Source organism: Paenibacillus sp. UASWS1643, from assembly GCF_008693195.1.
GTDB classification, from domain to species: Bacteria; Bacillota; Bacilli; order Paenibacillales; family Paenibacillaceae; genus Paenibacillus; species Paenibacillus amylolyticus_B.
Map to the genome: position 1 here is coordinate 233,167 of NZ_VXKZ01000114.1, position 16,910 is coordinate 250,076.

The window sequence follows — 16,910 nt, forward strand, 5'->3', positions numbered from 1 at the left end:
GCTATCGCCCGATCCCGGCCTATTCCCGGTACGTCACCACCGAATGTGGGTATATAAAAGGCCGCCCCACGACTGGGAACGGCCTGTAGTTATATGGTGATCTCGTCAGTAATGCGATACCACCGATCATCATGTCTTACCATCAATGGTTTATTACAGTGTGCGCAGTGCCACATGTCTCCATCTTCCAGTTCATGTATATGTACCTGCTGGAACATGCCGCAATGCTGTAACAAATGACCATACCCAAGGGAGTTATCACTATTTAATGATACTCTGCGTGTGGCGCTCATCACTTTCCACCCTTACCTTGCTTACCAGTCTCTTTGTACGTTTGACGCATGCCTTTACCAGACGATGTGTCGTACATCTTACCAACTGACTTGGCACTACCCGGACCACAAACCTCCGGCTTCTTCTGGTTAACGTTCATCTCACCCTTAGCCATCACTTCCACCACCCTTCTTTAAGGTACTGTCGTGTAGTCATTGCAGGTACTCCGCGGTATCCGCAGTTGTTGCAAGCCATCCCATGCACATCATGGAACCCGGGACGTTCGCACTTCGGGCACATTGGCTGTGATGCAATACGTTGGTGCGCTTCATCCCCTGCACGTGTCTGGCTTGCCACGAAGTTGCGGAACATCGGATCACCTTCCAAGAAGTGCATCCATGCCTTTTGTTCGCTTGCTGTCATCTCTCTAGCCACCCATACCACCTCCCTGCATTGGAATAACATTTGGCGGCATAGGCTGACCTTGCGGAGCCTGTTGTGCTTGTGCCTGCTGCATCAACTGCATGAGTAGTTCAGGCGGTATACCTTGCGGTAATCCCTGAGGTGGTCCCTGTGGCATCGGTTGTCCTTGTGGTGGGCCCGGAATCATCTGCGGTGGCATTGGTGCACCCTGTGGTGGCATCATACCTTCTGGAGCCATACCCGGAGGCATCTCGCCGCCCATACCAGGCATCTGCTGTTGTTCCTGCGTCATTTCTTCTTCATCACGCAGGGGCAATCCGACTTCCTCACGCAGGTACTCACGAATCTCACGCCAGAAGATGACTGGCTTGCCCTCAATGTTCATACGTGCCAGATCTGTGATCATGTCGAACACAAACGCCTTATCACTCGGCATCCCGTCACCAATGGTAATAGACAGATCAAATTCAGCCACACGCTTCATTGGCTTACCTTCTTCATCCTCCAGTACCTTGTGCTCTGGCTCATCTGGGAACTCAGCTCCTGCCATCTCATTCGGTATCAAGCGTTCAACCTCACGCAGCTTACGTGGGTCGTAGAATTTGTAGTCCGGCATCTGCCCCTCGATCCGCACCCACATTTCCTCTTCCCACTTTTCAATCATCTCGTCATACAGGAGTTGCAGCACCTGACGGAAGCCTTCTTTCAGCATCTCTTTCTTGTGTACCGTACCCTTTTGTCCGGCCTGCTGTAATGCTGCAATAGCCCGGAACGCAGTAACGCCCGAAGGCTGTTGCCCACGGGTTACGTCTGGTCGTCCACTAATTACATCGGCTTCTTGGAATGCTTTCTCCCTACGGTTGATTACATCCGGTGACACTGGCCTACCCTCTACAATCCGGAAGGCGTTGACATCACGCATTGGTACTCTGAGTCCGGCAGCTGATGTCCACTTACGAGGATCGAACCCACGTCCTGCACCAATACCGAATGCAATCTGCGGATTACCCATCAGCCTTGCATTGATACGGATCTGATCATCCAAATCGTTGATGATGTCCTGTGTTGGAATAAGCAACTCCACATCGCCCTGACCCCACAGAATACCACGCTGCGGATAGCATGGAATGACCACAAATGGATACATGTCCCGGCGCTGTAGCTTACCGTCATCGTCTCGTGTATCCTGCAAGATGATATCCTGCGCCACGCTCAGGCAGTACAGTTCACCTTCATCATCTCGCGTATAAAACTCTAGCAAGAGAGCCCGTTGGGATGTGGTGTAATCAGACTCATCGGAGTTGTCACCTTGGTATATCTTCGGGTCATACAATACGTTTACTTGTCGTTGCAGATACTTACCACGCTTCGGAAACATCTGTCTGAACCAGCTCAGCGGCTTCCACGTTGCATGGATGATGAACTCCGCCTCCTGCAGACTGGTATATGCTGTAATCTTGGGATCTGGGAAGAAGTTTGCTGGGTCTACCACTTCATATGTCGGAAGCCCTCGTCCACCCAGTGCATCCTCATCGAAGTACACTTTGTACACGCTCGTGCCCAGTTCCAGACGGTCATGTTCGGCACGCTCAAGCTTCTGTTTGAACTTGTTATGATCCAGTATGAAGTCCATCATGTGCTGTGTCTGGATGGCGTACAGTTCGTCTGACAACTCCACACCTTTAGCGCTGACTGCTTGCGGCTTGTCTACCAAGTCAGCAATCTGGCTGTCCACGATAGGTTTGATGATGTTGGTGTTGCTGTTGGGATCATCTGCAGTCTCCTGCACGCCCTGTCTACTGTGAACGTAGTCATCAAACCTGCGCCAGTTCTCGTGTAGCTGCATGTTCTGCTTAGCTAACCACGCACCATTGAACAGTTGCTGTATCCGCATGGCTTCTGTCGTCTCTGTATCCGTCTGATCTACCTTGGATGTCGTGTCTTGGTTACGCTGGTCCATGGTGTCAACGACTTCATTCACCTTCTGTTGTGGCATTCATTTCACCCCCTTGCATTCAGTTGGGCCGGATCCCAGCTGCCTGGATTCACGGGCCGCGCCTTGTCGTGCTGCTCCTGCTTGTACTGTGTCTCTAGCTGCATGTACTCCAGCGTCAGTGTTTCAATGTGGTCCTGCATGGCCTTTTTGTCATCCTTCAACGCTTCGTTATCACGCTTGGTGTATCCAATCTGCCTACCGTATACAAAGGCTGCATAGGCTACACTGGCAGTCAACGTGATGCATATGAAGCTGATTAGCACTGTCACCTCTACACCTCCAGCCGTATTTAATCATCATTTCATGTAGTTCTTTTGCCTTTTCAATGTCTGATGCTTGGATCGATCCACTTACGATCACCATCCCATCCTCCTAAACCACGAAGCATCATCATCGTCACCCTTACCTGGACGCCGTGCTTCATCTTCTATTTCACTTATGTGCTGTGCTGAACCGTCTGCATGGTACACAAATGAGTTGTCACTGTCAGGCTTTAATGCCTTGTTGCCGAAAACATCGGCCAACTCTGTGATGAACGGGTCCATAACGAGCAAAATAATAGCCGATGCCATGACGGTATCATCGTTGCCACTTGCGGCATTGGTGTCTCCGTCTTCACCGACTACGTATTTGATGCATTCTTTAATCATCCGCTCCGACTTACACCCGAGTATCTTCTCTCGGATCAACCTAGCTAAGTTGTCTATGATCAGCGGCTTCGTCCGGTTGGATGTCCACCAGCCTATCTCCTGCTTCTCTTGGTCTGTGATTTTATCGTACGATGTGCGCTTGTACAGGTTGCTGTACGTCTGCTTAACCGCATTAATCGTGGTCAGACCATGATTGTTCTCTTCTATGGCAATCAACGCCTCGTTGTACCAGTCACCCAGGTTAATCAGCACTGGGGAACCGAGCGCATCAGGATCAATATGCCCGTGCCACATCGCCACAAGGTTCTTGTCAGCGTCATATACTGGAGCACAACTATAGTCACCGTCTGCCTTACCTTTCGCCACGTCCACACCGATGAAGTATTGCTTGTTCGGCTGTGGTCGCTTCCACACCTCAAGGTTGCCACTCTCATCCTTCACGAACACAACCTTGTCACCGTATCGCTCTATGCGTCCCATCGTGCCCGGCACACAATGCTTCAGGTACTCCATCAGCACGTTGACGTCAAAGCGTGGTCGCCCGGATGCAAGGAATGACTCCTCTGCGCTACACGGGTACTCCTGATCCAGCTTCTCGCGTAGATCCTTGTACTTACCGTAGTACCAGTAGAGTTGCTCCCACCGTAGCCCATCGATCTCAAGCAATCGTTTCAGCTTCTGCATAAACTCTGTCTCCCCAGCAGCCACATCACGTTTGAACTGTTGCTCACGCTCCTTGTCCTCGAACTTGAGCACATACTCAGGTGTCAGCCACCACTGATAGAACTTCGGGTCCCAGTTGTTTGTGCCTTTCTCTGCTCCATCCCACAGGTCTTTGAACTCGTTGAGCCCGTTGGCTGTGGTCTCCAGTATCTGAATGCTGTCCTTGGTGAGTGCTTCACCCAGACCCGTCATGATACTGTCGATGCTGTCCCAGAACGCTGCTTCTGAACCATGAAAAAAGTTGATCGTTTTTGACCGACCAACCTCTTTGTTGCCAGCGGTGTTTACACGCCAGCGGCTATTCAGTTTGTCGAAGTGGAACTCACGCCTGTTGTTGTACTTGATGGACGGTTGTAACGGATCAGGTAACTGGTTGTAGATGTACTTGGCCTTGTCCTCGAATATCGTGTTGGTGTTGTCGCCGCTGTCTGCCAGTGTGAACCCAGAGAAGTTCTTTCCGATGATCGCATTGGCTAACTGATACGCGGTGATGAACGATGTGAACCCTTGCTGACGTCCTTTAAGCACCAGAAACTTGAGATGTGACCTCAACCCCACGTGGTAATCGTCCTTTGCCTTGTTGATGTCGTCCAGGAAGCTGATCTGCACCTCGTTGAGAAAGAATGGCACAGTCCGCTTGTCCTTATCTACGATGACAAAGGAAATCTCGATGAGGTACTCAGGGTATCGTTGGATCTCCTTTCTCACCGCAGCATTATTGGGATCAACGATATACTCTATAGATGCGGCAACGAATTGGTTGTCACGCTCAATGTCTCTACCCTCGGCCCACAACTCTTTACGTCTGGCTATGATATCCCGGCATGTCATCTGCTTGGTCTTGGTCATGAGAAGAATTCCTCCAGCTTCTTGCTCACCTTCAGATCAATCTCTGTCCGATCCTTGAACATACCCAAATGTTTGCCCACGCTATCTAACGCACTACGAGCCACAGCAGGGTCTTCGTCCTTCGTATTAAGGATTATGTCCTTGTATTGCTGTAAGACCCATTCAACGGTCATACCGGTCTCCTCAGCGTGTTTCTGCTGCCTTTTCTCGATCTCAGCGGCAATCTGAGGTTTCCTGAGGTTCTCATACCCGGTCTCAGAGGCTGTGTTGGCACTGTACCCCGCTCGGATAGCAGCTTGCGTGGCATTGAGGTCGATCATATATTCGTCGATAAACTTGGTTTGTTTAGCCGTCAATGCCATGCGTATCACCTTCCTCTCTACAATCGTCTTGCCATCTCTAACAACACTTTTAACTCATCGTGGCTGAACACAAAGAACTCAGCTTTGTACTCCAGTACTCCTCCACTCTCTTCTCCATGATGCGTTTGTTGCAATTTGATTTTATCCGACCGCATTAGCTCATCTACCAATTGATACTTAACGCTCTCTAGCACTCTCTCTTCCATATCACCCTTGGACGCTAATTGTTCTATTCTGTCCACCAGATGAATTGCTTGGTACCTGGACTGTGCTATCAGCTCGTCGAATCGTTGTCTATCCATATCCACTATGTGTTATCCCTCCTTACTATCCTGTGTAGCAATAGCCAGTGCCAATAACGCTGTTGATCTTGCTTGAATAAGCGTTGCCTTGGCTTCGTATGAAATGTTCTTACCCAGCCTTGTTGCGATATCTTGCATCTGGCTCTGGCACATCGATACAACTTTTTCTTTATCCATGTCTCTTGTTATCCCTCCTCTTAATGACCCAACCCTACTGGAAAGTTCTTCTTGCCGAAGTCATCCAGCATAGCCAGAGTCTTTTCCATTTGCTCTACTCTTTCCTGTGTAGTTGTTGTTGAGAGCATCTCTTCTCGCAGTTTCTTTAAATCCATTAAAGATTACCCCTATACGGCCCCCGCTGACGCTAGGTGATTCGGTCGGACTCGATGGCCTTCGGCAAAAACAAAAAGAGCAACGGCGCTTAACCGTTACTCTCTATCCGTAATGTTGCACTCAATCGTGCGGGGAGCTAGTCCCGTGCGTTACGGCCGCATTCAGTTTTGGCATGCAAGGAAGGAACGTTGTAAACGACGACTGCGCATACAGCTATCGGCGCTTATCAGATGTTCCTTATGATATTAGTTTAGCACTTCCGATGGGGAATTTGTGGGAAATAATGCGTAATTCGTGGGTAAAAAATGGGGAATCACGCTGGTTCCTTGTATACCCACTCCGGGTCGAACATGTGATCAAGGTTGGTGATCTCCATGTAATCCTGCTTGAGCGGCACCATTGCTTTGCTCAGGCTGTTGAGTGCCTTCTTGTGCTGTGTCGATACCGTCTTGCGGTCCTTATGCAGTCTGTCTGCAATCTCACTCAGGTTCATCTTATTCCGTTCCATATACTTGAGCTGGATGATCGTCTTCTGATCGTCGCTCAATACAAAGTCTACAGCCGATTCCAGCAATGTGACAATACGAGAGTAGCGACCCTGATCACTCGTCCTGTCTTGGTTGCTCAGGCGTGATCTGACTCGTTCATCGTATATGCCCATCTTGAACATCCATTGCATCTCACTGTCTACCGCCATGCCACCAAGGTTGTTCAATGCAAACTTGTATGATCTATAATCCGTCAACAGCTTGATCACCTGATTGTTGTCCATGTTCTCCCTCCTCATACTCTTGGATAAATTCATGATGCCGGTATACTCTCCATCCCTTTTCAGGGGAGTGTACGATCCAACTGCCTTCCAGCACCTTGAAGTAATTCTTCTCTACAACAACGCTAAGGTATGGCTGTTGTACTTTCTGCATCACTCGGCCCTTTTGTACCAGACCGCCTGTAAACTCTTGTATACGTGCAATTAAAGCCGGAGAGTAATCCGTTAAACGGATCGCCCTCACGGTTTCTGCTTTTCTGTGGTAAATCATGCTACTTCAGATTGCGGCAATTCCAGTGCACTCACGCGTCTTTTGAGTTCCTCAAATTCTGCTCGCGTTGGAGGCCCCTCTGTCTCCGGATCAGTACTTCCTGCCACGTTTCCTTGAGCCAACTCGTGTCCTGCGCTTTCCTGCGTGGCTTCTTCTGGGTATCCCCAGGTGGGAGGCGCTAATTGGTCGCCCTCTTCCAAGTCTGCTGCAGGCTGTGCATGATCCTCATCACGATGTTCTGATTCTTGGGTGTTGATTCGAAATTGCGGCGCCTCTTCGGCGCTCACCTCCCGATACTTCCCTTTTTCGAGGTAGTTGAAGGTGATCACTTCGTCTGTTGCGGCCAGTTTCGCCGTGTATGTGGAACGCTTGTCGTCTGCCCATTCGACATCGTAGATAGCCGGCTTAGCTTCTTCCTCACGTTTCTTCTGCTCTTTCCATGCTGTCATGGCATCCCCGACATCAATGACTTTAGTCGCTTGTACCGCACCCACCGCAATTTGTTGGCGAAGATCATCGATGTGACTTTCTTTCTGCTTAACCTCGGCCTTAACTTCTTCCAGTTGAGCAACAGCGGCATCACGTTTACTTTCCACGTCAAGCAATTCAGCTCGTACATCTCGCAATTCTGTCACCAATTTGGCATTCGCTTCTCCAGCTTCATCCGCTTTTGCCAGTGCTGCATCTTTCGCTGCTGTTTCTGTTGCAAGACGTTCCTGTAATTCTTTGATCTGGACCATCCAGTGTTCGTCACGCTCTAACAATGTATTCTGCACCACGATACGGACCACTTGATATGACGATTCTGCTGATTCTGGTGTGTCGTTTTTAAACATGTCACGCATGGTCACGCCGTCCAAATCCATGTTGTCCATGATGTAGGCGACCTCTTGTTGAGACTCTTCTACGTTTTGCTGCTCCAAGTATGCAATTTCTTCCTCGATATCTACGATCTTACCCGCATCTGCCATGGCTCCACGTTGTTTTTCAATGCTCAACTCATACCGCAATTGTTCAATACGTTCTTGCTTTTCCACCTACATACACCCCGTTTTCCGATAGTAATAATGACATATCTTATTATAGCACATATTGTGGTTATAAAGTACTTTTTTCGCCGTTTTACACAATATTTTGTGGTTTATCTGCAACATGTCATATTTGACTTTTTCGTTCATGCAATTTCTGATCTTGCTTCCCTTTTGTCGACTTTCCACCCATCCAATTTAAACCACCCTGTCGGCTCATAGAGACGTTTTTGTGCTGATCCTAGTATTTGTCTATCCAACTCTAGTAACCGCCCTCTACACGCCCCAGATTCGTCCAGAAGCACCCACCCGTCTCCCACGTGTACGTATCGTCCAATCATGCCGCCACTACCTCTCTCAGTTTGATGACGATTCTTGGCTTGTCCGAATAATGTTTGTGTGTCACCAGCGAAACGACTTGATTGTCATCGTTCCAGGCAATCTTGTTTAGAGCATCGAAAACACCTTTTACGCAATTATCAAGATCAGGCTTTACTACAGGCATCGTCTGACCAACTCTAGCGGCCTCCTGACGCTTTTTCGACCAACTTGCGGGAATTGGATGGTAAAAGTGTATCTCGGCCTGTATGGCACGTCTGAGCGGCTCTGAGCAATATGCCTTTGCCATAGTGCCGATGAACTTCTTGTAGCTGAGGTATCGTTGCGCTGTTTCACTAGTCCATTTGCTTCTCTGTGTCATGCGGACCGCACCCATGGGAGCGATGTCCACGGTAAACTCAATCAAGCTGCACCACCTCCTCTCCGTTTTACAATCAACTCATGGTTAACCCGTGTCTTGGGTACGCCGACCTCTTTGGCGATGTCTGACCGCAACCAGCCGTAGTCCGCCAGCTCCACGATGCGACTAGACTGTTCTGGTGTAAGTGGTACGTCCAGGCTTTCCATCAACCGGTCTGCTCCGGGTTCTGATCTCCGAATGCTTACATAATTTTTGTTCTCTCGATCGGACTTCGGCTTCTTCGGCTGTTTCTGCTCCGGGTTCTGTCCGCCTGCTCTATACCATTTCTTTCTCATGCCGCTTCCTCCTCAGTGTCGTCTGCAAAGGCCTCGCGGCCCCTGCGCATAAATTCTTCCCAGTCTTGGTCCATCAGGTCATAGTCGTCGATTGGCTGTTTCACCTGATCATCTCCCTACTGCAATCTATAATTCATTTCCAATCCGCCTGTGATGATGACCATGTAGTCCTTGCACATCTCGTGGATCCGTCCGCCCAGCGCCTCGTCGATGTCACACAGGTCTGCAATGTCCCTCTCTGAGCTGATCAGTGTCGGCTTCTGTTCCAAGTATCTGTGGTTGATAACCTCGATCATCTTCTCCACTTCCCAATCACTTGGCATCTTGATTCCAGTATGCTTGTCCTTCTTCCCGCCCTTGAACAAGTCGTCGATGAACAGTACCTCGACCTGTTTTAGTTGTTGGAGCCGCGTCCCCACCGTGTCCATGTTGTCTTTTAGCTCCGAAAATCCTTCGATGTAGGGAAAGTAGAGGACCCCAACACCCTTTTTTAACAGGTTGTTACTCACTCCCATGAGTACATGTGTCTTCCCTGCTCCTGACTTACCGAGTAATGCCATACTGTTCTGTGGCGTTTTCTTAATTGTTTTGTAAGACTCCACGTATTCGACTGCAGCTTGGTAAGCCTCTTTCACCAGTTCAGGACGACCATCCGTGTTAAAGTTGTTCAGCGTCTTCTGCCGGAACTTCTCTGTGATGTGGCTCGACTTCATCAACCGTTCGATTGCACGGTCTTTTGCACAAGGGCAATCCTCCCACTTGTCCATGTAGTCAAATGGTTTGTCACTGAGTGGTACCCGTTTAATCCATCCCAGCTCGTCCTTGCAATCCTTGCACCGGAACTGCTTAACTTCCGCTGCGTCTGCGGCGTTGGTTGAGGAAAGCGAATTTGCTCTCTGGCGGATTTCCTCCAGGTTGAATTCCTTGAGTGCTGACTTTATGCTCTGCATGGTTGGCCCTCCTGTCCTTTGCTTGTTGTCTGCTGCTTACTCCATCTGCAATCCATCTATCGCTAATCGATTCCAAGTACCTCATGTTGACGCTACCGTTATTCGCTGACTCAAATGCCTCTTGAAGCAATTCCGTACAAAAGGACTCGTCATAACCGTTTGCTCTCAGCTTGCTGAAGTAATCCAGCAGATTGGAGGGCATTACGAATTTGTTAGTTAATCTTTGCCAAACATCCTGAAGCGGTTCAGTAGTAGATGTAGTAGATATAGTTCTTAAATTCTTTACATTCTTCTTTGTGTCAGTCTGCTGTGGTTCTGTTGTCAGTTTGTTGTCATTCTGTTGTGGTTCTGTTGTCAAAGTCTCTTGTTCCGAAACCCAGTTAACCACCGTCACTACGCTATATTTGTTGTGTGATTTGATGTCAAGAATCCGCATCTTTTCTAATCGTTTCATCCAGCTCCACAGCGTTGTATCTTTGATTCTTTTTCGCGGCGCAACCCCTGCGTTGTAATCCTGATGTAGTGAAAATCTACCTGTTGCAAACTGTCCAGGTTGAAGGTTCACTTCCTGCTTTTCAATCATGATAGTCATCTCTTTGAAAGCAGCCCTGGACTGACAGTAGATCCATAGACGTAGCAGATCGGGATCAGAGAATATTGCGCTATCTGTTATGTTTCGATGGACTCTAAACCATCCGTCCATAAGGCCACCACCTAAGCTCCTTTTTGTATATCCAAGAAGTCCTCTATCTCCGCTATCTTGATCTTTGCCCACCTGATCTGTTCCTTGTTATGAGCCATTGAGCCACGATCATCGAACTTTTCTGCATGTTCCAAATCCGTTGTCGCCCTCTCCAGTTCAGCTACCCATACTGCCAATTCCCATGTCTTCAATTCGTTGTTAGCTGTCACTTGGTGTATCCTCCTTGGGTATAGACTCCCTACCCTCTCCCTTTGCCCATTTAGCAAATCCTTTGAGTGTCATGGGAAGCCAAATGCTTGAATACGCTGGTTGGTAGTATAGATCCGCATCGCCTTTGTAATGATTGCCGATCAGTATCACTTTTCGCGCCTTGCCTTTTCCGTTGTGATACGTCTTCCCGACTTCGATCTCATGAGGGCTCACGCTTCATCCCTACCCTCTAGTAAGTGTGGGTGTTCCCAAATGTTGCCGATGACTTCTGTTCTGCTGGATCGAACCCATAAGTTTCTACCCCATGCTTCAAACCTACCCATTTCCAGTTCCCATTTCACTTCTGAATAGGATTCGATACTTTTAACAGCGTCATAAAGGATGTCTCCCTCATATATCTCTTTTCCATTCTTGTCCTTTAGTCCGGTGTACTGCATGATGCCCTCTTGGCTCAGTAGGTGACTAATTGGTGCGTACTCTTCAAATGCCAACGAGTCACCGTCAATCATTTGCTCATTTTCTGCGTCCCACATCCGAAATTTGATCTCTCTCATGCTTCTTCCTCCCCAGGTAGGTTGATACTACTCTTCTCGTTCATCTTCTTCACGTTCTTCCATGATGTCTTCCATTTTCACACCAAACTGCATGTCGTCTTCACGCGGATCGTGTTCTCCGTGCTCGTATGAATGGTCCCACATATTATTCACTCTCTCTTTCTGGTAGGTTGATAGGTGCCCAATGTGATATGGGTAAACACATCGAATCATTCTCATCGTCGTACCATCTGTATTCTGAACGGTTAACAACTTTACCGTGATAGCCAATCCATGTGTTGCTGCCGTCTGTTATAAGGTGTGGTACATGACTCGGGATACTCCGGTCTGTCGGCTCGTATTTACGCCGCTCTATCATTGCTTATCCGCTCCTTCCTCAACCAATTCGAAACAATCTTCCAACTCAAGTTCGCCGTTCATATCCAAGCACCCGACGTATACCTTTCTACCGTTAACATCCGCTGCAAAATATTCTTCCGATCCCTCATAAAGATTCGCCACAAGTTCCTCGGAATAGTTTACTTCCCCTATCAATTCATTTGATTGATTGAATACTCGGAATGGCTGAACACAAACCACCTTAATCTGTTTCATTGTTCCGCTCCTTCCTTGGGAGCCAACAGCTCAGGGTTTTCGTAAATGTTTCCTATGACTTCTCCGTTTGCAATATAACCTAGGTGAAGACCCATTAACGGTTCGTTATTTCTGAATAGTTGGAACATGCCGCCGTAAAACTTAACATTGAGGTTTTCAGGTAACGGGCCGCTGCTCTCAAAAGTGAGCTTGTTTACTCTGTAAATGTCGCCGTCATAGATGACATTTCCTTTGCTGTCCTGGAGTTCGGTATATTGGCCTACTGTTTTAGGGTCTACCTTATACCAGTACTCGGTGCAGAAATAGTCATCATCCCAGTCCGTGATATTTCCAACGATAGCGCCATTCCCGATCAAGTACCCGTATACCCACTCTCCTGTTTCAATGTGCTTGCCGCGATATTTGTTATTCATCTTGTATATCCTCCTATTTGGGGAGACCAGACCTTATCCGGCCTCGCTTCGCTTAGTATTTCGGTCGAATCGGACGCCTTCGGCCAATGATTTAATCTCGTTTCAGCAGCTCCATGTCGTAGTTGGATTCAATGAATTTCACAGTCAGCGCCCGGTTTACGTCATTTCCCAACCGATCGTATATCAAGTACATTTCGTCTTTGGTGAAGTTGGTACCCAGCAATTCATTGAAGCAAGCCAGCACACGGGGCCACCAATACTTGTTTAGTCCTTTCGCAATCGGTCGGGATAACCAAGCGAACATCTTGCATTTGAAGTCCATAACCGTGTCTACTTCATCCAAGCGGAAATATACGTTATTCCGTGGCTCCAGAATGATTTCGTTGTTCCGATTGATGAATGATTTCGGGAATATGTGTAACGCCACGTTGACGATGCTTTTATAAGCGATTTGTTCGTTTAAGCGGTCAAGCTCCAGTTTAAAACTTTCTGATAGTGGTACCACGTCTATCCCTCCTATGTTATAAGTCCAGTACAGCCAATAACGCGGCTTTGCAACGTTGTTCAGGTGTTGCATACACCATGTCGAAAGTTGAGCATTCGCCTTTGACCGCGAGTATGACCTCTTTTAATCGTTTAGCATATCGCCCTGTTATCCCAGTCCCTGCAAACCACTCTTCCACTTCCAGGCTACTGATATTTCAGTGGAGTATGGAACGTGCGCCACCATATCAATTTTGAAAAAATGAAGATTGATTAGTTCATCCAACTCTTGTCCCGGCTCCATCGCCAACACTTGCTCCCGGGTCAACGCTGTTTGTGTCATGTGTTATATCCTCCTTAGTAGGGAGAGGCCCAAACCTCAACCCTCAATAGTTTCTCCAATCCATCTCGATCACTGGGTAAGGTGTTCGCATTATTTCATCCAACTGTTGTCTCATCACTCTGCCAGATGTTTTCAGGCGTTTCTTTGTCTTACGTGAGAGTTTACCGTCCTTACCCAGACGCTTGATAAAGCGCCAATCTGTACGTTTCATAGTGCCTCTAACTATTTGCATCTTGGTTCCCCTCTCCTTCCTGACCGAAATTAGGAGTAACGATCGGAGTCCAGTGTGTATGATATCCCGGCCAATCTGAACACAATGGATTGCCGCAGTATGGAGGTTCAGCAACGTGCAATTCCCACCAAAGCACATCACCGTAATCCTCGTGCCACTCTTCAAGTGGTCTTGGAGTGCTTAATTCCTTTATCCGGCTTTGATACTTCAAACCCAGTCTTTCAACAGATTGGACTTCTGATTGTGTCAGGTTCAATTCCATTTGTGCCTCTTCAAGCTCCTTGCGGAGCCGCGCTATTTCAGCGTTGTAATTGGCATCCTTTACCGCCTCTCTTGTGAGAGAGCGGCGAAGCGATTGATTTTCATCATGCAGTCGTTCGTTTTCTCGATGACGATGTACAATGTCTATAGCAATATCCTCATCACATACCATTGCAATAAGCACTCCACGCTCGTTATTGATAATGTGTTTTCCATCGTTGTTCATATATGTCCATTTACTCATGACTGTTCTTCCTCCCCTGATAGGAATACATCCAATGCCTCTGTGCATTTATGGCATAATTCAATTTCGCGCACATGATTAACTCCCGACACGACGCGGAATAAAATAGTTTGTCTTTTGATCTTGAGTAATCCCTCTAAGCCTTTTTTCTTGATGATTTCATTTTTACACCTATCACAAACTCTTTTTGATATCGTAGCCATCTGTATACCCCTCCTTGGTTAGAGGCCGTAGCCTCAAACCTCTTCTAGTTCCACACCGCAGTATGGGCAATGGTAAATTACACTTTCCTCTTCCGCTCCCGTGCAGAATAACCACTCATATTCCGCTGGACTGTATCGGATGAAATTTAACGTGTTCGGTCTGCCGGAACACTCATGTATCCTCTCGTTTTCCATCTGTACCCCTCCGATCCTCAAGATCGTAATGCAGATTCCATTTCTTCAATCAGGTCGACCGCTTCCTGCGGCCAATTTACCAACTGACCTTTGTGCCAGAAGTTTGCATATTTCTCACCGAACGCAAGTGCCAGAATGCAGACACTCTCATCATCCCCGTATTTCAAGACAGTCTCTTTTTCTACTCCAACATGATCTAATTCTTCAATCATTTCAGGTGTTACATCTACCAACATCCACGCCTCATCGCCGCCTTGTTGGTCAACGACCTCTAAATTGTTCAATACATCCAATATCGTTTGTTTATCCATGTGTGTTATCTCTCCTTTGGTGGGCCTAGCCCAGATATGTTCTCAAATATTTGGAATTGGGTAACTCGCAACTAATTTTTTCAGTGTGTCTTGCAGATCTGGATTTGATTTTATTTCTATTGCAAAATCACTAGGTATCCTGTTTGCAGATAGGATAAGATCATGTCTATTCACGTCTAATGCTCGTGCCAATTTAACAATCACATTCTCAGACGGCACATACTCTCCGTTTTCGATCTTACTGATCATGGTGAAATCTACAGATACTAACTTAGCCAACTGTCGTTGTGACATGGATTTTTCCGTTCTTCTGCGCAAAACAATCTCTTTCAATTCCATTTGTGTCTACGCTCCTTTATGTGTGGAGGGTATTCCCTTCCTCTGTTATGGGGTGCTACACGAGTAGTTCGTATCGTTCAGCCGCTTTGCCCCATTGATCCGCCATTGCATCCGCTATACCGCTGTACGTCCGGCTCCGTTCACGTCCTCTGTTGGGTCCCGGTGGCATTTTGTGTATCCTCGCCTCTCTACCTTCAACAATGTTTGTTGGCTGTAACAGCGGCAGATTCTTGAGCCAAAGACACGTTGCTTTCGTTTCTCCGTGACCATATTGCCAAGGCTGTATGATTTGATCCGGCTTCCGTATCCGACTGCTGATGATGCTAATTGGATTCTCCAAGGCGATCCTTTCAACTGGGAGGTCCAATAGATACCGGACAAACTCCAGCGCCTCTGCCTGCTCTACCTGTTTATCCTTGAACCAACGGGCACCTGAAACCGCCAGATGAGTACACGGTGGATGGCAAATCGCCAGATCAAATTGTTCCCAGTAACCCTTTGGCATTGCCATCACATCACCAGTGACATGCGGACCCGGTACCTCTGTATCTGTTATATCGAAACTGATTGCTTCATGACCTGCTTGTATAAATGCATCCCGGACTGCGCCGGAAAATTCACAAATGATTGCTACTTTCATATTGTTACTCCCTTCCTGGGGATGCCCCCTACCCTACTCACCGCCTGTTCTGGCGTTATATTGTCACCTTCGATTCAATGTACTGCCTGATTCCTTTGACCTCTTCCAGAAGCTCTGGGAGAGTCGTAGCCGTGCTGTCCATAACCTTCATCTTCACGATCTTGTTCAAGCAGCTTTGTACGTCCGGGTAGTAACCGTGGGTTTTGTAGTTCTCTGTTACCTTGCCGCCTTCGCCTACCGTTTGTTTGCCTGAGTATTCTTTGATGATGAATTGCATGCTGTCCGATTCGATGTACAGGTTATCTTTGATCTGTATTTTCATATGGGTGTATCCTCCCTTAGATGGTTTATTGGTGGGTTATGCGTTGTATTGGTGACTTCTCCGGCATGCCAAGCTTCATGCAGCGTACATGGTCCTGTAAGATGGGCATCCACTTCTTTTTGTCACTGTGTACGATGTCGTGCATTGCTTTGCTCAACAAAATGCAGTTATCTACTTCATACTTTCCGCCCTGTGATCCGTACACGATTCGATGCAGCTGGAGGTTCGGCCCTGGCACGCCGCTAATGGCGCACCAGTTGCCTCCGTCTCGTTCTATCACGGCCGCTCTAACCTTTGGCTTGGTCATGTAATCCGGGTCAGTGTTGCGCTTCCTCTTCGGTTTAGCGACCTGCTTTCGATTGTGGTGAGCAAGTATCTTCTCGCGCCATTCTTGTATGGGTTTCTTCTTGCGTGCCAGTGCCATGTTGTATCTCCTCTCCGAATGGTCCGTCTGTTACTGGGGTGATGAGGCTGCCGTCGTCGTAGAATAGGGTGTCTTGGTATCTCATTAGAACGGAAGGTCGTCGTCTGCGATATCGATTGGCTTGCCTTCATCTCTGTTCTGCGTGCTCTCCTGCTGCTCTCCGCGCTCTAGGAATCGCACGTTGTCCGCGATCACTTCAGTCACGTATACACGCTTGCCCTCGTTGTTTTCGTAGTTCCGTACCTGTATGCGGCCCTCGATGGCGCACAAGCGTCCCTTGCGCAGGTAGTTGGCGCTTGTCTCAGCCAGCTGCCGCCACGTCACAATTGGGATGAAGTCGGCTTCCTTCTCGCCGTTGCTGGTAAATGGTCTGTCCACCGCGAGTGTAAATTGGGTCACGGCTACTCCAGCGGGTGTATATCGTAGTTCAGGATCGCGTGTCAGGCGTCCGATTAGAATTGAGCGGTTCAGCATG

Annotated in this window: 33 protein-coding genes; all 33 read right to left on the reverse strand. The window is 48.0% G+C overall.

Annotated features, from left to right (window positions below; all coding sequences use genetic code 11):
* Positions 1–89 precede the first annotated feature (89 nt).
* Positions 90–293 (reverse strand): hypothetical protein, encoded by a 204-nt coding sequence (locus FE296_RS23280; RefSeq protein WP_079351128.1) that lies wholly within the window; start codon positions 291–293, stop codon positions 90–92.
* Positions 293–448 carry a hypothetical protein gene (locus FE296_RS32955; RefSeq protein WP_190945475.1) on the reverse strand — a complete coding sequence of 52 codons (156 nt, stop codon included), beginning with the start codon at positions 446–448 and terminating at the stop codon, positions 293–295. Before FE296_RS32955 ends, FE296_RS23280 begins: the two co-directional genes overlap by 1 nt.
* A complete protein-coding gene (locus FE296_RS23285) occupies positions 448–708 on the reverse strand; it encodes a hypothetical protein (protein ID WP_150366499.1) in 261 nt (86 codons plus the stop codon). The genes FE296_RS32955 and FE296_RS23285 overlap by 1 nt, the downstream gene beginning before the upstream one ends.
* Positions 701–2,692 (reverse strand): portal protein, encoded by a 1,992-nt coding sequence (locus FE296_RS23290; RefSeq protein ID WP_150366500.1) that lies wholly within the window; start codon positions 2,690–2,692, stop codon positions 701–703. Before FE296_RS23290 ends, FE296_RS23285 begins: the two co-directional genes overlap by 8 nt.
* Before the next feature lie 5 nt (positions 2,693–2,697).
* Entirely contained in the window at positions 2,698–2,961 is a 264-nt protein-coding gene (locus FE296_RS23295; RefSeq protein ID WP_150366501.1) for a hypothetical protein, read from the reverse strand.
* An 87-nt stretch (positions 2,962–3,048) separates the two neighbouring features.
* A complete protein-coding gene (locus FE296_RS23300; protein ID WP_150366502.1) occupies positions 3,049–4,914 on the reverse strand; it encodes a terminase large subunit in 1,866 nt (621 codons plus the stop codon).
* Positions 4,911–5,276, reverse strand: coding sequence for a terminase small subunit (locus FE296_RS23305; protein ID WP_150366503.1), 366 nt, complete (start codon positions 5,274–5,276; stop codon positions 4,911–4,913). The genes FE296_RS23300 and FE296_RS23305 overlap by 4 nt, the downstream gene beginning before the upstream one ends.
* A gap of 17 nt (positions 5,277–5,293) precedes the next feature.
* On the reverse strand, positions 5,294–5,584 hold the full coding sequence (locus tag FE296_RS23310) for a hypothetical protein (RefSeq protein ID WP_150366504.1): 291 nt from the start codon (positions 5,582–5,584) through the stop codon (positions 5,294–5,296).
* A 6-nt stretch (positions 5,585–5,590) separates the two neighbouring features.
* Positions 5,591–5,755 (reverse strand): hypothetical protein, encoded by a 165-nt coding sequence (locus tag FE296_RS32960; RefSeq protein ID WP_190945477.1) that lies wholly within the window; start codon positions 5,753–5,755, stop codon positions 5,591–5,593.
* 20 nt (positions 5,756–5,775) lie between these two features.
* Positions 5,776–5,910: a hypothetical protein gene (locus tag FE296_RS33840; protein ID WP_263364263.1), complete on the reverse strand. Its 135-nt coding sequence runs from the start codon at positions 5,908–5,910 to the stop codon at positions 5,776–5,778.
* 314 nt (positions 5,911–6,224) lie between these two features.
* Positions 6,225–6,683 carry a sigma factor-like helix-turn-helix DNA-binding protein gene (locus FE296_RS23315; protein ID WP_190945479.1) on the reverse strand — a complete coding sequence of 153 codons (459 nt, stop codon included), beginning with the start codon at positions 6,681–6,683 and terminating at the stop codon, positions 6,225–6,227.
* Complete coding sequence (locus FE296_RS32965; RefSeq protein ID WP_190945481.1) at positions 6,643–6,951, reverse strand: hypothetical protein; 309 nt, start codon at positions 6,949–6,951, stop codon at positions 6,643–6,645. The genes FE296_RS23315 and FE296_RS32965 overlap by 41 nt, the downstream gene beginning before the upstream one ends.
* Positions 6,948–7,988, reverse strand: coding sequence for a hypothetical protein (locus FE296_RS23320; protein ID WP_150366506.1), 1,041 nt, complete (start codon positions 7,986–7,988; stop codon positions 6,948–6,950). The genes FE296_RS32965 and FE296_RS23320 overlap by 4 nt, the downstream gene beginning before the upstream one ends.
* A 328-nt stretch (positions 7,989–8,316) precedes the next feature.
* Complete coding sequence (locus FE296_RS23325; protein ID WP_150366507.1) at positions 8,317–8,724, reverse strand: RusA family crossover junction endodeoxyribonuclease; 408 nt, start codon at positions 8,722–8,724, stop codon at positions 8,317–8,319.
* Positions 8,721–9,014, reverse strand: a complete 294-nt coding sequence (locus FE296_RS23330) for a hypothetical protein (protein WP_150366508.1) — start codon at positions 9,012–9,014, stop codon at positions 8,721–8,723. Before FE296_RS23330 ends, FE296_RS23325 begins: the two co-directional genes overlap by 4 nt.
* 116 nt (positions 9,015–9,130) lie before the next feature.
* Entirely contained in the window at positions 9,131–9,964 is an 834-nt protein-coding gene (locus FE296_RS23335; protein ID WP_150366509.1) for an ATP-binding protein, read from the reverse strand.
* Entirely contained in the window at positions 9,861–10,667 is an 807-nt protein-coding gene (locus FE296_RS23340) for a DnaD domain protein (protein ID WP_150366510.1), read from the reverse strand. The genes FE296_RS23335 and FE296_RS23340 overlap by 104 nt, the downstream gene beginning before the upstream one ends.
* An 11-nt stretch (positions 10,668–10,678) precedes the next feature.
* Complete coding sequence (locus FE296_RS23345) at positions 10,679–10,876, reverse strand: hypothetical protein (protein ID WP_150366511.1); 198 nt, start codon at positions 10,874–10,876, stop codon at positions 10,679–10,681.
* A complete protein-coding gene (locus FE296_RS23350) occupies positions 10,866–11,090 on the reverse strand; it encodes a hypothetical protein (RefSeq protein WP_150366512.1) in 225 nt (74 codons plus the stop codon). The genes FE296_RS23345 and FE296_RS23350 overlap by 11 nt, the downstream gene beginning before the upstream one ends.
* A complete protein-coding gene (locus tag FE296_RS23355; protein ID WP_150366513.1) occupies positions 11,087–11,431 on the reverse strand; it encodes a YopX family protein in 345 nt (114 codons plus the stop codon). Before FE296_RS23355 ends, FE296_RS23350 begins: the two co-directional genes overlap by 4 nt.
* Positions 11,432–11,785: 354 nt before the next feature.
* Positions 11,786–12,025: a hypothetical protein gene (locus FE296_RS23360; protein ID WP_150366514.1), complete on the reverse strand. Its 240-nt coding sequence runs from the start codon at positions 12,023–12,025 to the stop codon at positions 11,786–11,788.
* Entirely contained in the window at positions 12,022–12,438 is a 417-nt protein-coding gene (locus FE296_RS23365; RefSeq protein ID WP_150366515.1) for a YopX family protein, read from the reverse strand. The genes FE296_RS23360 and FE296_RS23365 overlap by 4 nt, the downstream gene beginning before the upstream one ends.
* 91 nt (positions 12,439–12,529) lie before the next feature.
* A complete protein-coding gene (locus FE296_RS23370) occupies positions 12,530–12,943 on the reverse strand; it encodes a hypothetical protein (RefSeq protein ID WP_223869010.1) in 414 nt (137 codons plus the stop codon).
* A 147-nt stretch (positions 12,944–13,090) separates the two neighbouring features.
* Positions 13,091–13,264, reverse strand: coding sequence for a hypothetical protein (locus FE296_RS32970; RefSeq protein WP_190945483.1), 174 nt, complete (start codon positions 13,262–13,264; stop codon positions 13,091–13,093).
* A 43-nt stretch (positions 13,265–13,307) separates the two neighbouring features.
* On the reverse strand, positions 13,308–13,475 hold the full coding sequence (locus tag FE296_RS23375; protein WP_190945485.1) for a hypothetical protein: 168 nt from the start codon (positions 13,473–13,475) through the stop codon (positions 13,308–13,310).
* A 7-nt stretch (positions 13,476–13,482) separates the two neighbouring features.
* Positions 13,483–14,001 (reverse strand): hypothetical protein, encoded by a 519-nt coding sequence (locus FE296_RS23380; protein WP_150366517.1) that lies wholly within the window; start codon positions 13,999–14,001, stop codon positions 13,483–13,485.
* The gene (locus FE296_RS23385; protein WP_150366518.1) at positions 13,998–14,204 is read right to left on the reverse strand and encodes a hypothetical protein; all 207 of its coding nucleotides are present in this window, start codon (positions 14,202–14,204) and stop codon (positions 13,998–14,000) included. Before FE296_RS23385 ends, FE296_RS23380 begins: the two co-directional genes overlap by 4 nt.
* A 212-nt stretch (positions 14,205–14,416) precedes the next feature.
* The gene (locus FE296_RS23390) at positions 14,417–14,710 is read right to left on the reverse strand and encodes a hypothetical protein (protein ID WP_150366519.1); all 294 of its coding nucleotides are present in this window, start codon (positions 14,708–14,710) and stop codon (positions 14,417–14,419) included.
* Between the two features lie 42 nt (positions 14,711–14,752).
* Positions 14,753–15,049: a helix-turn-helix domain-containing protein gene (locus FE296_RS23395; RefSeq protein ID WP_150366520.1), complete on the reverse strand. Its 297-nt coding sequence runs from the start codon at positions 15,047–15,049 to the stop codon at positions 14,753–14,755.
* A 55-nt stretch (positions 15,050–15,104) separates the two neighbouring features.
* Entirely contained in the window at positions 15,105–15,689 is a 585-nt protein-coding gene (locus FE296_RS23400; protein WP_150366521.1) for a DNA cytosine methyltransferase, read from the reverse strand.
* Between the two features lie 55 nt (positions 15,690–15,744).
* Positions 15,745–16,011: a hypothetical protein gene (locus FE296_RS23405; protein ID WP_150366522.1), complete on the reverse strand. Its 267-nt coding sequence runs from the start codon at positions 16,009–16,011 to the stop codon at positions 15,745–15,747.
* A 25-nt stretch (positions 16,012–16,036) separates the two neighbouring features.
* Positions 16,037–16,435 (reverse strand): HNH endonuclease, encoded by a 399-nt coding sequence (locus FE296_RS23410; protein ID WP_150366523.1) that lies wholly within the window; start codon positions 16,433–16,435, stop codon positions 16,037–16,039.
* 84 nt (positions 16,436–16,519) lie between these two features.
* On the reverse strand, positions 16,520–16,909 hold the full coding sequence (gene ssb, locus FE296_RS23415; protein WP_150366524.1) for a single-stranded DNA-binding protein: 390 nt from the start codon (positions 16,907–16,909) through the stop codon (positions 16,520–16,522).
* Position 16,910 lies beyond the last annotated feature (1 nt).

Coding starts and splice junctions, on each gene's coding strand:
- FE296_RS23280 (WP_079351128.1), bottom strand. CDS start 293: ATGAGCGCCACACGCAGAGTATCATTAAATAGTGATAACTCCCTTGGG.
- FE296_RS23340 (WP_150366510.1), bottom strand. CDS start 10,667: ATGGACGGATGGTTTAGAGTCCATCGAAACATAACAGATAGCGCAATA.
- FE296_RS23330 (WP_150366508.1), bottom strand. CDS start 9,014: ATGAGAAAGAAATGGTATAGAGCAGGCGGACAGAACCCGGAGCAGAAA.
- FE296_RS23360 (WP_150366514.1), bottom strand. CDS start 12,025: ATGAAACAGATTAAGGTGGTTTGTGTTCAGCCATTCCGAGTATTCAAT.
- FE296_RS23375 (WP_190945485.1), bottom strand. CDS start 13,475: ATGAAACGTACAGATTGGCGCTTTATCAAGCGTCTGGGTAAGGACGGT.
- FE296_RS32960 (WP_190945477.1), bottom strand. CDS start 5,755: ATGGATAAAGAAAAAGTTGTATCGATGTGCCAGAGCCAGATGCAAGAT.
- FE296_RS23305 (WP_150366503.1), bottom strand. CDS start 5,276: ATGGCATTGACGGCTAAACAAACCAAGTTTATCGACGAATATATGATC.
- FE296_RS23410 (WP_150366523.1), bottom strand. CDS start 16,435: ATGGCACTGGCACGCAAGAAGAAACCCATACAAGAATGGCGCGAGAAG.
- FE296_RS23395 (WP_150366520.1), bottom strand. CDS start 15,049: ATGGAATTGAAAGAGATTGTTTTGCGCAGAAGAACGGAAAAATCCATG.
- FE296_RS23315 (WP_190945479.1), bottom strand. CDS start 6,683: ATGGACAACAATCAGGTGATCAAGCTGTTGACGGATTATAGATCATAC.
- FE296_RS23400 (WP_150366521.1), bottom strand. CDS start 15,689: ATGAAAGTAGCAATCATTTGTGAATTTTCCGGCGCAGTCCGGGATGCA.
- FE296_RS23355 (WP_150366513.1), bottom strand. CDS start 11,431: ATGAGAGAGATCAAATTTCGGATGTGGGACGCAGAAAATGAGCAAATG.
- FE296_RS32955 (WP_190945475.1), bottom strand. CDS start 448: ATGGCTAAGGGTGAGATGAACGTTAACCAGAAGAAGCCGGAGGTTTGT.
- FE296_RS23335 (WP_150366509.1), bottom strand. CDS start 9,964: ATGCAGAGCATAAAGTCAGCACTCAAGGAATTCAACCTGGAGGAAATC.
- FE296_RS23380 (WP_150366517.1), bottom strand. CDS start 14,001: ATGAGTAAATGGACATATATGAACAACGATGGAAAACACATTATCAAT.
- FE296_RS32965 (WP_190945481.1), bottom strand. CDS start 6,951: ATGATTTACCACAGAAAAGCAGAAACCGTGAGGGCGATCCGTTTAACG.
- FE296_RS23385 (WP_150366518.1), bottom strand. CDS start 14,204: ATGGCTACGATATCAAAAAGAGTTTGTGATAGGTGTAAAAATGAAATC.
- FE296_RS33840 (WP_263364263.1), bottom strand. CDS start 5,910: ATGGATTTAAAGAAACTGCGAGAAGAGATGCTCTCAACAACAACTACA.
- FE296_RS23300 (WP_150366502.1), bottom strand. CDS start 4,914: ATGACCAAGACCAAGCAGATGACATGCCGGGATATCATAGCCAGACGT.
- FE296_RS23390 (WP_150366519.1), bottom strand. CDS start 14,710: ATGGATAAACAAACGATATTGGATGTATTGAACAATTTAGAGGTCGTT.
- FE296_RS23365 (WP_150366515.1), bottom strand. CDS start 12,438: ATGAATAACAAATATCGCGGCAAGCACATTGAAACAGGAGAGTGGGTA.
- FE296_RS23405 (WP_150366522.1), bottom strand. CDS start 16,011: ATGAAAATACAGATCAAAGATAACCTGTACATCGAATCGGACAGCATG.
- FE296_RS23290 (WP_150366500.1), bottom strand. CDS start 2,692: ATGCCACAACAGAAGGTGAATGAAGTCGTTGACACCATGGACCAGCGT.
- FE296_RS32970 (WP_190945483.1), bottom strand. CDS start 13,264: ATGACACAAACAGCGTTGACCCGGGAGCAAGTGTTGGCGATGGAGCCG.
- ssb (WP_150366524.1), bottom strand. CDS start 16,909: ATGCTGAACCGCTCAATTCTAATCGGACGCCTGACACGCGATCCTGAA.